Annotated in this window: 15 protein-coding genes and 1 tRNA gene; 4 read left to right on the top strand and 12 right to left on the bottom strand. The window is 69.1% G+C overall.

What is annotated here, in order from left to right; genetic code table 11:
* Positions 1-23 precede the first annotated feature (23 nt).
* The 7 genes from FN976_RS27315 to FN976_RS27285 form a co-directional block, all read right to left on the bottom strand.
* The gene (locus tag FN976_RS27315; protein ID WP_145896993.1) at positions 24-2,120 is read right to left on the bottom strand and encodes an adenylate/guanylate cyclase domain-containing protein; all 2,097 of its coding nucleotides are present in this window, start codon (positions 2,118-2,120) and stop codon (positions 24-26) included.
* An 87-nt stretch (positions 2,121-2,207) separates the two neighbouring features.
* Positions 2,208-2,390 (bottom strand): hypothetical protein, encoded by a 183-nt coding sequence (locus FN976_RS27310; RefSeq protein ID WP_145896991.1) that lies wholly within the window; start codon positions 2,388-2,390, stop codon positions 2,208-2,210.
* Complete coding sequence (locus FN976_RS27305; RefSeq protein WP_145896989.1) at positions 2,387-2,644, bottom strand: hypothetical protein; 258 nt, start codon at positions 2,642-2,644, stop codon at positions 2,387-2,389. The genes FN976_RS27310 and FN976_RS27305 overlap by 4 nt, the downstream gene beginning before the upstream one ends.
* Positions 2,645-2,742: 98 nt before the next feature.
* Positions 2,743-3,453 (bottom strand): haloacid dehalogenase type II, encoded by a 711-nt coding sequence (locus FN976_RS27300; protein ID WP_255440874.1) that lies wholly within the window; start codon positions 3,451-3,453, stop codon positions 2,743-2,745.
* Between the two features lie 2 nt (positions 3,454-3,455).
* Positions 3,456-4,430, bottom strand: coding sequence for a tripartite tricarboxylate transporter substrate binding protein (locus FN976_RS27295; RefSeq protein ID WP_145896986.1), 975 nt, complete (start codon positions 4,428-4,430; stop codon positions 3,456-3,458).
* Between the two features lie 10 nt (positions 4,431-4,440).
* Entirely contained in the window at positions 4,441-6,459 is a 2,019-nt protein-coding gene (locus FN976_RS27290) for a hydantoinase B/oxoprolinase family protein (protein ID WP_186511235.1), read from the bottom strand.
* Positions 6,460-6,467: 8 nt separating this feature from the next.
* Complete coding sequence (locus FN976_RS27285) at positions 6,468-7,703, bottom strand: NAD(P)/FAD-dependent oxidoreductase (RefSeq protein ID WP_145896983.1); 1,236 nt, start codon at positions 7,701-7,703, stop codon at positions 6,468-6,470.
* Between the two features lie 111 nt (positions 7,704-7,814).
* Between FN976_RS27285 and FN976_RS27280 the strand changes: the two genes are divergently transcribed.
* From FN976_RS27280 to FN976_RS27270, 3 genes are read left to right on the top strand one after another with little or no spacing between them, the layout of a single operon-like run.
* Positions 7,815-8,282, top strand: a complete 468-nt coding sequence (locus tag FN976_RS27280) for a globin domain-containing protein (RefSeq protein WP_145896981.1) — start codon at positions 7,815-7,817, stop codon at positions 8,280-8,282.
* A gap of 14 nt (positions 8,283-8,296) precedes the next feature.
* On the top strand, positions 8,297-9,172 hold the full coding sequence (locus tag FN976_RS27275) for a hypothetical protein (RefSeq protein ID WP_145896979.1): 876 nt from the start codon (positions 8,297-8,299) through the stop codon (positions 9,170-9,172).
* Positions 9,173-9,176: 4 nt separating this feature from the next.
* Positions 9,177-10,076: a serine/threonine-protein kinase gene (locus FN976_RS27270; RefSeq protein WP_145896977.1), complete on the top strand. Its 900-nt coding sequence runs from the start codon at positions 9,177-9,179 to the stop codon at positions 10,074-10,076.
* A 9-nt stretch (positions 10,077-10,085) separates the two neighbouring features.
* Here the strand turns inward: FN976_RS27270 and FN976_RS27265 are convergent, their stop codons facing one another.
* Positions 10,086-10,421 (bottom strand): YegP family protein, encoded by a 336-nt coding sequence (locus FN976_RS27265; RefSeq protein WP_145896975.1) that lies wholly within the window; start codon positions 10,419-10,421, stop codon positions 10,086-10,088.
* Positions 10,422-10,624: 203 nt separating this feature from the next.
* On the opposite strand from FN976_RS27265, the gene FN976_RS27260 reads away from it, so the two are divergent.
* Positions 10,625-11,218, top strand: a complete 594-nt coding sequence (locus FN976_RS27260) for a chalcone isomerase family protein (protein ID WP_145896973.1) — start codon at positions 10,625-10,627, stop codon at positions 11,216-11,218.
* Between the two features lie 7 nt (positions 11,219-11,225).
* Here the strand turns inward: FN976_RS27260 and FN976_RS27255 are convergent, their stop codons facing one another.
* The 4 genes from FN976_RS27255 to FN976_RS27240 form a co-directional block, all read right to left on the bottom strand.
* On the bottom strand, positions 11,226-11,921 hold the full coding sequence (locus FN976_RS27255; RefSeq protein ID WP_186511233.1) for a hypothetical protein: 696 nt from the start codon (positions 11,919-11,921) through the stop codon (positions 11,226-11,228).
* Between the two features lie 144 nt (positions 11,922-12,065).
* On the bottom strand, positions 12,066-12,608 hold the full coding sequence (locus FN976_RS27250) for a hypothetical protein (RefSeq protein WP_145896969.1): 543 nt from the start codon (positions 12,606-12,608) through the stop codon (positions 12,066-12,068).
* 4 nt (positions 12,609-12,612) lie between these two features.
* Positions 12,613-12,688: transfer RNA gene (locus FN976_RS27245), tRNA-Phe, on the bottom strand.
* Positions 12,689-12,731: 43 nt separating this feature from the next.
* Positions 12,732-13,448, bottom strand: a complete 717-nt coding sequence (locus tag FN976_RS27240) for a response regulator (protein ID WP_145896967.1) — start codon at positions 13,446-13,448, stop codon at positions 12,732-12,734.
* Positions 13,449-13,488 lie beyond the last annotated feature (40 nt).

The raw sequence follows: 13,488 nt of genomic DNA, 5'->3' as shown, positions 1-13,488 counted from the left end.
CAATCGCAGCGCTTTCTGAGTGACTACACCGTGATCACTTCGTCGTCCGTCGTCTTGCACTTCGCGATCATCGCCAGCGCCAGGGGGTCGCCCGGGAACGCTTCGGTGATCTCGATGAAGCGCTGGCGCGCCTGCCCGATGTCGCCGTCCTCGAACGAGGCATAGGCCTTGTTGGTCATCTCGCACAGGCGGATGATCTGCGGCGTGGCCAACAGCTCGGGGTCGCCGTCCTTCAGGCCCATCAGCTCGTAGACCTGCAGGTCCTGCCGGCGGCCCTTGACCGTCACCACGCCGATGCGGCGGATCCACAGGCGCTCGCCGGCTTCGCGGAACACGGCGTGGCTGATGCAGATGTTGGTGCCGAATTCCTTGTTCGTGCCTTCCAGCCGCGCCGCCAGGTTGACGCCGTCGCCCATGACGGTGTAGCTCATGCGGTCGGGCGCGCCCATGTTGCCCACCAGCACGGCGTCGCTGTGGATGCCCACGCGCACTCGCAGGGGCGGGATGCCCCTTTCGGCGTAGTCGGCGTTGAGCTTGTCCATGCCGCGCTGGATGCGCAGCGCCGCCACGCAGGCGTGGTAGGCATGGTCTTCCAGCTGCGCCGGGGCGCCCCAGAAGGCCATGACGCCATCGCCGATGAACTTGTCGAGGGTGCCCTTCTCGACGATGGTCGCGCGCGTCACGACGTCGAAGTAGTGCGAGACGCGGTCCAGCAGTTCCTGCGCCGGCGTGATCTCGGTCAGCGTCGAGAACGCCTCCAGGTCGGTGAACATCACGGTCAGGAACTGGCTGCGCCCGCCCAGTTCGAGCTTGTGGCCGGTGGCGATCAGCTGCCGCACCAGTTCGCGCGGGACGAAGGCCGAGAACGCGGTGATGGCGCCCTGCAGCGTGCCCACCGAGGTCGCCAGCGAGGAGATCTCGCGGATGCGGGAACGCACCGGCTCGCTGTGGGTCGTCTTGAAGTCCTGGACGTCCTGCACCTGCTGCTCGAGCTGCTCCAGCGGCCGGGCGATGCGGCGCGACAGCGCATAGATCACCAGCACCTGCAGGCCGATGGCGACCAGGCCCATGAGGAGCAGCTGGCGGTTGTTGGCGCTGGCCTCGCCGACGAAATCTTCCAGCGGCGTGACGATGACGACGTCCCAGGCCTTGCCGAACTCCGGCGGGAACGGGGCGAACATGGCGACGTACTCGTCGCCGCGGTGCATGAAGTTGAACTGCGCCTGCTTGTGGGCGCCTCGCTCGCCGAACGCCAGGGCCGGCAGCGGGTCTTTCAGTTCGTTGATGCGCACGCGGCTCAGTGCACCGGCGACGTCGCGCTTCAGGACCTGGCTGGCATCCGAGTGGGCCACGATGAGCCCGTCACGGTCGACGATGAGCGACAGCGAATTGGGGCTGACCAGGCGCGCCTTCAGGAAGTGCGACAGGCTGTCCATCAGGATGTCGATGGCGACCACCCCGCCGACCTGGCCCTTGACCATGAACGGCATGGCGACGGTAATGCCGGGGAGGCCGGTCGTGGCGTAGATGTAGGGGTTGGAGGTGATCAGCCCCTTCTTTTCGACGGCATCCTTGTACCAGGCCCGCACGCGCGGGTCATAGGTGGTGGTGGCCGTCGAGGTGCCGAGCACCTGGCTGCTGGTGTCCAGGAAGGTGTAGACCTCCAGCGGGCTCTTCGCGCTGCGGTCGATCCAGCGGTTGGCATACAGCGTGATGGGCGGGGGGTCCTTGCCATGGATCTTCACCTTTGGCGGCACGCGCAGGGCCATGCGGTAGGAACCGTCGGCGAAGCCGACGTAGACGCTGCTGATGGTGGGGCTGTGGCTCAGCACCTCCAGCATCGTCGGCAGGGCGCGGTCCTGGCGGAAGAACTCCGGCTGCTCCGCGGCCAGGCGCGAACTCACGCGCACCAGTGAAGCGATGGGGTCGACCAGTGCCTCGGTGTGGCCGATGGTTTCCACGCGCGCGCGGTCCACGGATTCCTCGGCCTGGCTGCGTGCCATCCGCTCCAGCGAAACGTAACCCGCCCAGATGGCGGCGGTGAAAACCGGCAGGACCATGGCGATGAAGAGCACAACGATGCTCGGGCGCAACCGCCATTCGCCCAAACGCATTCTCATCCGCGGCCCCTTCATAGCTGTGGCGGGCCCGCGCGTAAGCGGCCCACCGGCCATCATAGACCGGGGGGTGGCTCGCCGTCGATTGGTTCAGACCCTCTGGGGCACGGAGCTGTCGCCTGGAAGCTTCACCGGCGCCTGCGGCCCGCGCTCCTCCTCGATCGGGGGCGGCATGGGCTGAGGGTCATTGGGCGAGGGTTCCGGGGTCACCGGCGGCACGGGTTCCGGCGTGTGGAAGCGGGCCTTGAACATGACCATGGCGGGCGTCCTCATGCCGGCTGCTGCGTCACGCTGGGCTTGCCCGTGTCGCCGTCGTCGGCGATGCCGGGGCCGGAGTCGATGACGGGGTCCGCCTCTTCGTCCTCCAGGTCGGCGGCGCGGATCTCGGCCTCGAGGGGCAGCGGCGGGCGGCCGGTGACCGGGGGCAGGGGCCCGGCGGCGCGGCCCGGTGGCGGCTCGGGAATCACGGCGCGCTCGGGGGGCTGGTGGAACGCCTCGCCGCCGTGGGGAGTGGTGTCGTCAGGCATGGGCAGGTCCTTTCCTTCCCATGAAGCTTCGCGCGCCGAACGCGGGCAGGCGTTAGTCCAAGCTCCCGCGCGGCTGTCGGAACAGCGCCCCTTTTCGCTCAGCAGCCCAACTGACCGGCCAAGTCTTCGAGGCCTTTGGTATGCATATCGTTATCCGGCCGGGCCGTGACGTCCTTCACGTGCCCGGCACCGAATTCCAACGGCCGCTCGACATAGGCCGTGCGCAGCCCGCAGGCGCGCGCCCCGGCCAGGTCGTCGTGGTGTGCCGCCACCAGCATCACGCGCGCAGGCGGCAGATCGAACACACGCGCCACGCCGAGGTACGTGGCTGGATCCGGCTTGTAGGCGCGGAACACTTCGGCGGACAACACGCAGTCCCAGGGCAGCCCGGCGCGCTTGGCCATGCGCGTGAGCAGGCCCAGGTTGCCGTTCGACAGGCTGCAAAGGATGTACTTGCGCTTCAGCCGCTGCAGGCCCGCGACAGCCTCGGGCCACGGGTCCAGCCGGTGCCAGGCGCGATTGAGATGCCGCCGCGCCTCTTCGTCCAGGGCTTCCAGGCCGAACTGCGGCAGGATGCCGTCGAGGATGATGCGGTGCAGGTCGTCGATCAGGGTCCAGCCCAGCTCGCCGGACATCACGCGCGCCATCGCCGGCTGGTAGCCGGCGCGCCAGGCGCGCGCGAACGCATCGCCATCCACCTGCGGCTGCAGCTGCGCGAGTTCGCGCACGATGCTGCCGTGCCAGTCGACGACGGTGCCGAAGATGTCGAACGCGAGGACGTCGACCTCGCCCGCCAGTGCGTGCGCCACGATCAATCGAGCTTGATGTTGCCGGCCTTGACGACGCGGCCCCACTTGGGGACTTCGCTTTCGATCAGGGCCTTGAACTGCTCGGGCGTGGTGCCGCCGACGATGAAGCCCTGGCTGCCGAAGAACTCCTTGATGTCGGCGCTCTCCATGGCCTTGACCACTTCGGTGTTGAGTTTCGCCAGCACCTCACGCGGCACGCCGGCCGGCGCGAACAGGCCCTGCCACGAGGCCGCTTCGAACTGCGCGAGGCCGGGCAGGCCGGTCTCCGCGACCGTCGGCACGTCGGGCAGCATCGGATGGCGGCGTGCCGAGGTCACGGCCAGCGGCGTGACCTTGCCGGCCTTGATCTGCGGCAGCAGCACGAGGAAGTCCCCGAACATGGAATCGAGCGTGCCGCCCAGGAGGTCGTTCATGGCCGGCGCGCTGCCCTTGTAGGGCACATGCATGAGGCGCACCCCGGCGGCCTGGTCGAACATCTCGGCGGTGAGGTGCATCGAGGTGCCGTTGCCCGGCGTGCCGTGAGACAGCGGCTTGACCCGCGCCGCGGCCACGTAATCGCGCACCGACTTGATGGGACTGCCGGCGTTCACCGACAGCACCAGCGGCGCCGAGACCAGCTGGCTCACCGGCGCGAAATCCTTCAGCGTGTCGTAGGGCAGTTTGGGGTACAGGCTGGCTGCGATGGCGTTGCTGCCGGTCACGCCCATCAGCAAGGTATAGCCGTCGGGCGCCGACTTCGCGACGAAGTCCGCGCCGGTGGTGCCGCCCGCGCCGGGCTTGTTCTCGACCACCACGGGCTGGCCCATGGCGGTGGCGAGCTTCTCGCCGAGGCGGCGCGCCAGCAGGTCGGTGCTGCCGCCCGGCGGGAAGGGCACGACGATGCGGATCGGCTTGTTGGGATAGGCGCCTTGGGCGAGTGCCAGCGTGGGCAGCAGGGCCAGGGTGGCGGCGAGGAGGGTACGGCGGGTGAACGGCATGGCCAAAGTCTCACGCAATTTCCGGTCCCGCGGACCCGGGCAAGCCCCAGCCACCGGCGCCCGCGGTCTCGATCACCAGCCGGTCGCCGGCGTGCCATTGCGCTTGCGCCTTGGCGGGCAACGGCACGACGGTGCCATCCGCGCGTTCGATGCGGGCCGAGCCCGGCGCGCCTGCGGCGGCGCCGGTCGCGCCCTGGGCCACGCTGCGATGGCGCTCGCCGCGGTACGAGATCATCCCGCTGCCTTCCAGCAGCCGATAGCAGCGCACCACGCCGTCGCCGCCGCGGTGCTCGCCGGCGCCGCCCGAACCGCGGCGCACCGCGATGCGTTCCACCCGCAGGGGCGCGATGCCTTCGATCGTTTCGGCCGGTGTGTTGCGCGCGTTGCCGACGTCGGTGGACACGCCCGAGCCGCCCGGCCCCCAGGGCGCGCCGCCCGAGGCGGAGGCGATGATCTCGGTGAAGAGCCACTCGGTGCCCTCGGCGCGCTGGCCGCTCAGCGAAAGCACGACCGAGACCCCGGCGTTGGCGGCCGGCATGTAGTCGGGCAGGGCCTGCGCCCAGGCGCCCATCAAGGCATTGGCCAGCAGCTTGACCAGGTTGGTGCGCGCGTTCAGCGCCGCCGGGAAGCCCGGGTTGACGATGGTGCCCGGCGCCGTCTTCAGGGTGATCGGCGCGGTGCAGCCGTCGTTGCTGGCGGCCTGGGGTGCCAGCATGCGTGCCAGGTAGCTCACGGCGGCCCAGACCGAGGCCCGCGACGCGTTGGCCGGCCCGCGCGTCTGGGGGGCGCAGCCGCGCAAGTCCACCTCCAGCGTGTCGCCGCGCTTGCGCAGCACCACGTCGATGCGGACCGGCTCGTGGCTGATGCCGTCGCCATCGAGCGCGTCCACGAAACGGTAGTCGCCGTCGGGCGCGGCCGCCAGCGCGGCCCGCGTGGCCGCTTCGGAAGCGTGCAGCGCGGCTTCGCATTGGGCGGTGAAGCCGACCTTGCCGGCCAGCAGCGGCTGCAGTGCGGCGTCGCCGTGCAGCAAGGCTGCCCATTGCGCCCGCAGGTCGCCAGCCAGGTGATCAGGCGTGCGGCTGTTGGTGCACAGCAGGCGCAGCAGGCTGGGGTCGGTCTGGCCGGCGCGGTACAGCTGCACCGGCGGGATGCGCAGGCCTTCCTGGTGCACCGACGTCGCGTTGGCCGGCAGCGACCCGGGCGTGATGCCGCCCACGTCCTGGTGGTGCAGGATGCAGGCCACCAGCGCTTGGACACGGCCGCCTTCGAACACCGGCCGCAGCAGGATGAAATCCGGCAGGTGCGTGCCACCGCGCCAGGGATCGTTGCTCAGGTAGCCGTCGCCCGGCACCATGGCGTTCACCGGGCATTCGGCCAGGATGCCCTGGACCGCCGGCGACAGGCTGCCCAGCAGCAAGGGCAGGGTGCGCGCCTGCGCCACCATGCGGCCATCGGGCAGGAAGATCGCCGTGGCGCAGTCCATCGCCTCGCGCACGATGGTCGAGAACGCCTTCTCGGCGATGACGTTCTGCATCGCATCGGCGATAGCTTCCATCTGCGCGGGGAAGCTGTCCTGGTCGCCGGGCGCGGCCTGTTGCGGTGGGACCAGAGCGGCGACGTCGAGGCCGGCGGCGGCCACGGCGGCGAGGGTGCGTTCGTACTCGCCACCCGGGCCCTCCGCTTCGTGCGAACAATGGACCGGCACGTGCGGCAACGTGGCCACGAGCAGTTCGCGCACCTGTTTCTCGTGCAATGGATTGCGGCTGGCGAACAGGAGGCTGACGGCAATCGCCTCCGGCGGCTCCGGCAGTGCCTTCAGCGCCGCGACGAGTCCCTTGGCGTCCAGTGGCTCCACTTCGGCACCGTGCGCGTCGATGCGCCCGCCGACTTCGAAGCGGCGTTCGGGCGGCAACGCCGCCAACCAGGGCGACGCCGGAACGTGCAAGGCATAAGGGTCGGCGCGGTTCTGCCGGGCCAGCGTCAGCACGTCGGCGAAGCCGCGCGTGCAGACCAGGGCGACTCGCTTCACGGCGCTTTTCAGAAGCGGTCTGGCCGGAAGGGCGCCAGGTCCACCTGCGGCGCCCGGCCGGCCACCAGGTGGGCGACTTCGCGGCCCGTGGTGGCGCCGCCGCACATGCCGACGTGGCCATGGCCGAACGCCAGCCAGGCGTTTTGCAGGCGCGGCGCCCGCCCGATGACGGGCAGGCTGTCCGGCAGGCAGGGCCGATGGCCCATCCAGCGCGACGTGCGCGAGACGTCGAGGTGCGGGAACATCTCGCGGCCCTTGGCCAGCAGCACGTCGGCGCGGCGGTAGTCCGGCTGGCGTTTCAGGCCCGCGAATTCCACGCTGCCGGCCAGCCGCAGGCCCATCGCCATCGGGTTCACCATCAGGTTGTATTCGGGAGCCATCACGGTATGGCGCAATGCCAGGTTGCTGCTTTGCACGGTGACATGGTAGCCGCGCTGCGTCTCCAGCGGGACGCTCAGCCCCAGGCTTTGCGCGAGCGCGCGCGACCATGCGCCGGTGGCGACGACGACGCCTTCGCATTCCAGGCGGCCACCGCTGAGCAGGCGCACCGCCGTGACGCGATCGGATGAGCTGTCGAAGCCGATGGCGGCGTCATTGAGGCTCTGCGCGCCATCGGCGACGCACTGCGCGTGCAGCGCCTTCACCAGCGCGGACGGATCCACGGTCGAGCCGTTGTCGGGCGCGAGGATGCCGAAGCGGAAGCGGCCGCGCAAGTCGGGCTCCAGCTGGGCGAGCGCCGCCTCGTCCACGTCGCGCAGGTCCACGCCCAGCTGGCGGCGCAGGTTCATGCCCCACTGCCATTTGGCGGCGGCGTGCCCGGAGCTGTAGACGTAAAGGCAGCCGCTGCGCCGGACCAAGTGCTCCGCCTGCGCATGCGCCAGCAGCGGTGCGTAGCTCTCGAAGATCGGCGCGAGCAGGCAGCGCAACGCTGTGGCGATGCGCACCACCTCGGCGCGCGACGAGGCGCGCACGAAGCGCAGCAACCAGGGCAGCACCGTGGGCAGGTAGGACGGTTCGATGCGCAGGGGGCCGTCGGGGTCGCGCAGCCAGGCCGGGACCTGCTTCCACATCCCCGGCATGCCGACCGGCAGGCAGGCGCTGGGCGAAAGCGATCCGGCATTCCCGAACGAGCAGGCTTCGCCGGGCGGCGTGGGCGAGACGAAGGTGATCCGATGGCCGTCGCGCTGCAGCCAGGCGGCGGTGCAGGCGCCGACGATGCCGGTGCCGAGAACGGCGAGATGCATGCGAGGGAGTCTAGCGGCGTCGCCGGTTTCCGTATCAAATTGTTCGGTAGCTCATCCATATCCCCTAAGATGCGCGAACGCGCCTGACGGTGGGCGCGGTCGGAGGGGCTGATGCTCACGGAAGACGAAAAAAGAATCCTGCGCGAGTCCTGGCGGCTCGTCGCTCCCATCATGGACACCGCGGGGGACCTGTTCTACCGCCGCTTGTTCGAGCTCCAGCCCGCGTACCGCAAGCTGTTCCCGGACGACATGGCGGCGCAAAAGCGCAAGCTCACGGGCATGCTGGCGTTTGCCGTCCGCACGGCCGACTGGTCCGAAGAGAAGTGGGCCCAGGACGTGTCGAGCGACGATGACCTGTTCCTGGTCGTGCTGGCGCTGGGCCGGCGGCACGCTCTTCTCTACAACGTGCCGGAAGAGGCGTTCCCGACGGTGGGCGAAGCCTTGCTGTGGACGCTGAACATGGGGCTGGGCCAGGCCTTCACCGCCGAAGCCCGCGCCGCCTGGAGCAAGCTGTACGCGCTGCTCTCCGCCACCATGCTGATGGGCGCCCGGCAAGCCGGTACCCCCGCAGCGGCCTGACGAGGACAGCCACCATGCAATCCTCCCCCACCTTCACCCCGATCCCGTTCGGCACCAACGACGTGCAGATCATGACCGGCACCTTCGACGAGTTCACGTTCGACGATGTCATCCAGGTCCTGGGCCTGAGCCGGCAATGCCTGCGCTTCCTGGTGCGGCGCGGCGAGTCGGCGGTCAGCGAGGTCCTGCTGAAGGCCGGCCAGGTGCTCGACGCGCGCATGTCGAGCAGCTCCGAGCCCGAGACCGTGTTCGTCTCCCTGAGCGGCAGCGCGATCCGCGGCTCGGGCCTCTCGTTCGCGGTCTATCACACCCAGCCGACCGGCCCGTTCCCGCTGCCACGGGCGCGGCTGAGCGACCTGTATGCGCGATCACGCCGGGTCCAGCCTCAGTCTGTCTCGGCGAACGAGCCCACGCTGCGACTCACGGCGCAGCAGGCGCAGGCCCCGGCAGCTGCGGCGCAGGCGCCGGCGGCTCAGGCCACGGCCCCGGCGGCACGCCCCCCGGCTGCCGCAGCGACACCCGACCACCTGCTGCCGACGGTCTCGCTGCCCGCGACGTCAGCCGACACGCTGAGCAGGGCCGTGCTGGCCGACCTGCAGCCGGTGCTGCGGCAGGAACTGCAGGCCGCCATCCAGATGTTGCGCGAGCAGTCGCAGGCCCTGCACACCCTCGATGGCCGGCTGCAGGCCTTGCCCCAGCTCGTGGCCTCCGAGGTGCGGCTGGCGCTGGCGCAACAGGAAAGGCGGTCGGCCGCGGCGCCGGCACCGGCGCCGGTGGCCCCGGCCATCGTCCCTCCGCCAACATCGCCCGCCCTGCTGGCGGCGCTGGGCGCTGGCTTCATGATCCTGCTCGGAGTCATGGTGGTGCTCGTGGTGAAGCTGCTGCGCTGAGCCGATGACGGTGGTGGGCGCGGACTCGATCATCGCGGGACGCTACCTGGTCCGGCGTCCGCTCGGGACCGGCGGCATGGCGGACGTGGTGGCGGCGGACGACCTCGAAACCGGCCAGCTGGTCGCCGTCAAGCTGATGCGCGACCCGTTGGCCGACGGTGCCTTCGACCGCCGCATGCTGCAGGAGCTGCTGTCGACGGCCCAGGTCATCCATCCGAACCTGGTGGGCGTGCTGGACTTCGGCATCGTGGCGCACACCGGCCGGCCGTTCTTCGTGATGGAGCTGTTGCAAGGCGAGGACCTCTCGTTCCACCTCGCGCGCGAGGGCAGCTGCGCGGCCGACTGGATCATTCCCCTGTTCTGCGATGCGCTCGATGGCCTGCACGCCGTGCACGCCACGGGCATCGTGCACAAGGACATCAAGCCGGCCAACCTGTTCCTGGATACCAAGCCCGGCCTGCCGTGCCGGCTGCGCATCACCGACTTCGGCATCGCGCGCCACATGCAGCGCGCGCAGATCACGCAGGACGGCGGCCTCGCCTGCACCCCGAGGTACACGGCGCCGGAATATCTGGCCACCGGCACGGTGACACCCGCGTCGGACGTCTACCAGATGGGCCTGGTGCTGGCCGAGGCGCTGCTGGGTTGGCCCATGGTGGCCGAGGGCGCGTTTCCGGAAGTGATGAAAGCGCACGCTCAAGGCCTGCTGCGGCTGCCGGCGGGCATCGCGACCAGTCCGGTCGGCCAGATCCTGCGCCGCGCGCTGGCGCGGCACGCGATCGAACGCTATCTGCAAGCCAGCGAGTTCGCCGCCGCGTTGCGCGAACTCGATCTCGAAGCGGCCTCCGCGTCGATCGAGCTGCACGCGGCCTTGCACCGCCGCGCCATGACCGCGCAGCCGTAGCGGCGCCGGTCAGGCCGGCAGGACCTTCGTCTCGGCCGTGGGCGCGTTGGCCTTGACGGAAGCGATTCCGCCCTCCATCGCCGCCGCCGACTTGTACATCTCGCTCTTGCCGATGGTCTCTCCATTCACCGCCACCAGCACGAAATAGGACGAACTGTCCTTGGCGGACTTGCGGTGGAAGTGGGCGTCGACGGCGGCGTTCGTCTTCACCGATGCAATGCCGCCTTCGGCGGACTGCCTGGACGCGTAGGTTTCGCTGGTGAGGATGACTTCATGGTTGCCCGCCTTCAGGTTGAACATGAATTGCGAACCGGCGGCCGGTTTGAGTTCGAAGTAGCCTGCCATGACGAATCCTTTGGAGTGGAGGTCGAGTCTGGCACCTGCGCGCGGCGCGTGCGGGCCGGAGGTGGCGCATCTGTAAGCAAATAAGTGGCCGGCGGCGCAGGCAATCTGTGAAATCCGCAGGAGATTCCGCTGCCATCCCGGCACTGACGCCACGCGGGCGGACATGGCCCACTGACGCATCACACACCACCAGGAGAACCGTGATGAACGTCAAGTGGAAGCTGTTGCTGGTCACCGCCGGCTGCCTGTTGTCCTGCGCGAGCCTGGCGCAGGTCACCCTGTCGGGAGTCCGCTACGAAGCCGGCGCCGAATTGCGCGGTGGTGCCAAGGTGCAGTTGAACGGCGCGGGCATTCGCTACCGTGGTCCGTTCAAGGTGTACACCGCCGGTCTCTACCTGGGCCGCAAGTCCGCGATGCCGGAGGAAGTGCTCGCCGCGGCCGGCCCCAAGCGGCTGGCTGTCACCATGCTGCGCGACATCGACGCCTCGGAGCTGGGCAAGCTGTTCGTGCGCAGTGTCGAAGACAACATGGACCGCGCGTCGTTCTCCCGGCTGATCCCCGGCTTGATGCGCATGAGCCAGATCTTCACCGACCACAAGAAGCTGGCGGCCGGCGACGGCTTCACCATCGATTGGGTGCCGGGCGTCGGCACGGTGATCAGCGTGCGCGGCGTCCCGCAAGGCGAGCCGTTCCGTGAGCCGGAGTTCTTCACCGCGCTCATGCGCATCTGGATCGGCCCGGTACCGGCAGACTGGCAACTGAAAGAGCAGTTGCTGGGGCGGCCGGCCCAGGGCTGAGAAAACTTCAGCGCAGCGGCGCGGGCTCCGTCGTATCGAACGCGCTGTTGCCGTGCCGGTCGGCGGCGCCCTCCGCCAGCAGGCGGTCGAGGTCGGCTTTCGCGCCGCGCGTGGATGCGGCGCGTGTGCTGATGTGGACCGGACCGGCGATCACGTCGGCACCGGCCGCGGAGGCCATGGGGAGAAGGTTCGCGCGCGGCTCGTTCGGCTGCGCAGTCCAGGAGCCGGGCCGGGGCAGGGGCGCCACGACGGCGTCGGCTGCCAGCCCGAACTGCCACGAGAAGCCCATCACCCATTGATCGGCCAAGGGGTCGAGCGCCATCAGGCGCTGCACGAAACTCTGCTCGAGCCCGGGCGCGTGGACCATCAGCAGCGGATTCCAGTGCCTGATGATGAAGCGCGCGTGCACCCCGGTGGCCTTGCCGCTCGACGAGGCGGCGAGCGCATGCATCTCGATCCATCCGGCAGGGATGCCGGTGCGCGTGAGGGTGTCGCGCAGCACCAACCGCAGCAGGTCGCGCCGGACGGTGAACTGTTGCCGGGCGTCGAGCGGGACCTGGCTCAGCATGCTCGAAGTGGCGAAGCCGGAGGCGGTTGAATTCTGGAAGGTGGATGGATGGGCGGAGGCGGGCGGCACCCGGGCCCCCGGCTTCTTGCCGGCCCTGGCCTGTGAGGTCCCGAAGAGCGCACTGAGTAGTCCCATCCCGTCCCCGCTTGTCATGAAGTTGCCCGAATGTATTTGGATCGGCGGGGAATGCAAGATTGCCGGCGCGAAAAAGGGACAGGGCCGTGCGAAAAGCCGGGACCGTGACGCACGAGTGCTCCTCCGGTTGACCGCGCGCCAGCTTCACTTCTTTCGCGCGAAGAGTGCCACCGCGCCCAATAGCAACACGGCATCCATGAAAATTGAAAAAGCACCGAACCAGAAGCGGCACTCCGCTTCGCTGGTCGGTATGCGTAGACGGCCACTGGTGCAGCTGCGTTCGCCTGGGCCGAAAGCGGCCCAGTGCGTGATGACAAGGAACAGCGCCGCACCGACCATGAACGCCGCAGTGGACGCGCGCGCCATGCGCAAGCTGTGGAGCGCCCAGAAGAGGCCGAACATGAAGACGAAGCCGCCCAACACTTGGATCTGCCACGCCGCCACACCCGGCGCCGGGCGCAAATCACCGAAGCTGACGGCAAGACCCAGGATGCAGATGCCGGCGCCCAAGAAAGCACCTATTGGGCTTTTCCGGCTGGCGTCGAGTTCTTCCAGGCGGTGCAGCAACGGTGGATGGTCGGACATGGCGGTGGGGGTGTCGCGATGCCAGGGCAGGATACATCGGATGTCTTGGAGGTCGCCAAGAAAAACGCCCCGGAGCCAAAGGCTGCCGAGGCGATTTTTCACCAACTGGTGGCCTGGGGCGGAATCGAACCACCGACACGCGGATTTTCAATCCGCTGCTCTACCAACTGAGCTACCGGGCCGTGAGCCGGAAATTATATCAGGGCCGTCCCCGCTCGCTCGAGGTCACCCCGCCGCGCCGCGCTTGCCGCGCGACAGGTCCACGCCGAGCTGCTTGAGCTTGCGGTACAGGTGGGTGCGTTCCAGCCCAGTCTTCTCGGCCACGCGGGTCATCGAGCCGCCTTCCTTGGCCAGGTGGAACTCGAAGTAGCACTTCTCGAACTCGTCGCGCGCGTCGCGCAGCGGCTTGTCCAGTTCGAACAGCTGGCGGGCCTGCGGGCCCATTTCCACCACGGCCGGCAGGTTCTGGCCGCCGGTCATGGCGGCTTCGACGGTCAGTTCCACCTGCGGCATGGGGGCCACGATGCCCATGCCGGGCTTGCGGACCACCCCTGGCGCGGCTGCGGCGGCCGTCCCGCCATTGCGGACCAAGCCGGCTTCGACCGCCTTCAGCAGCTTCTGCATCGTGATCGGCTTCTCCAGGAAGGAGTGCGCGCCGATCTTGGTGGCTTCCACCGCGGTCTCGATGGTGGCGTGGCCGCTCATCATCACCACCGGCATGGTGAGCAGGCCGGTGGTGGACCACTCCTTCAGCAGCGTGACACCGTCGGTGTCGGGCATCCAGATGTCCAGCAGCACCAGGTCGGGGCGCTGGCGCTGCCGTGCCGCACGGGCCTGCGCCGCGTTTTCGGCGAGGTCGACGGTGTGGCCCTCGTCATTGAGGATTTCGGACAACAGATCCCGGATGCCCAGCTCGTCGTCGACCACCAGAATATTTGCCATCGCACCTGCTTCGTTGGTTTGCTTTGCGGGTCCAGCCGCC

Source organism: Caenimonas sedimenti (assembly GCF_007833165.1).
GTDB classification, from domain to species: domain Bacteria; phylum Pseudomonadota; class Gammaproteobacteria; order Burkholderiales; family Burkholderiaceae_C; genus Ramlibacter; species Ramlibacter sedimenti.
The sequence above is the reverse complement of the archived record's forward strand: the minus strand, read 5'-3'. Positions and strand labels throughout refer to the sequence as shown.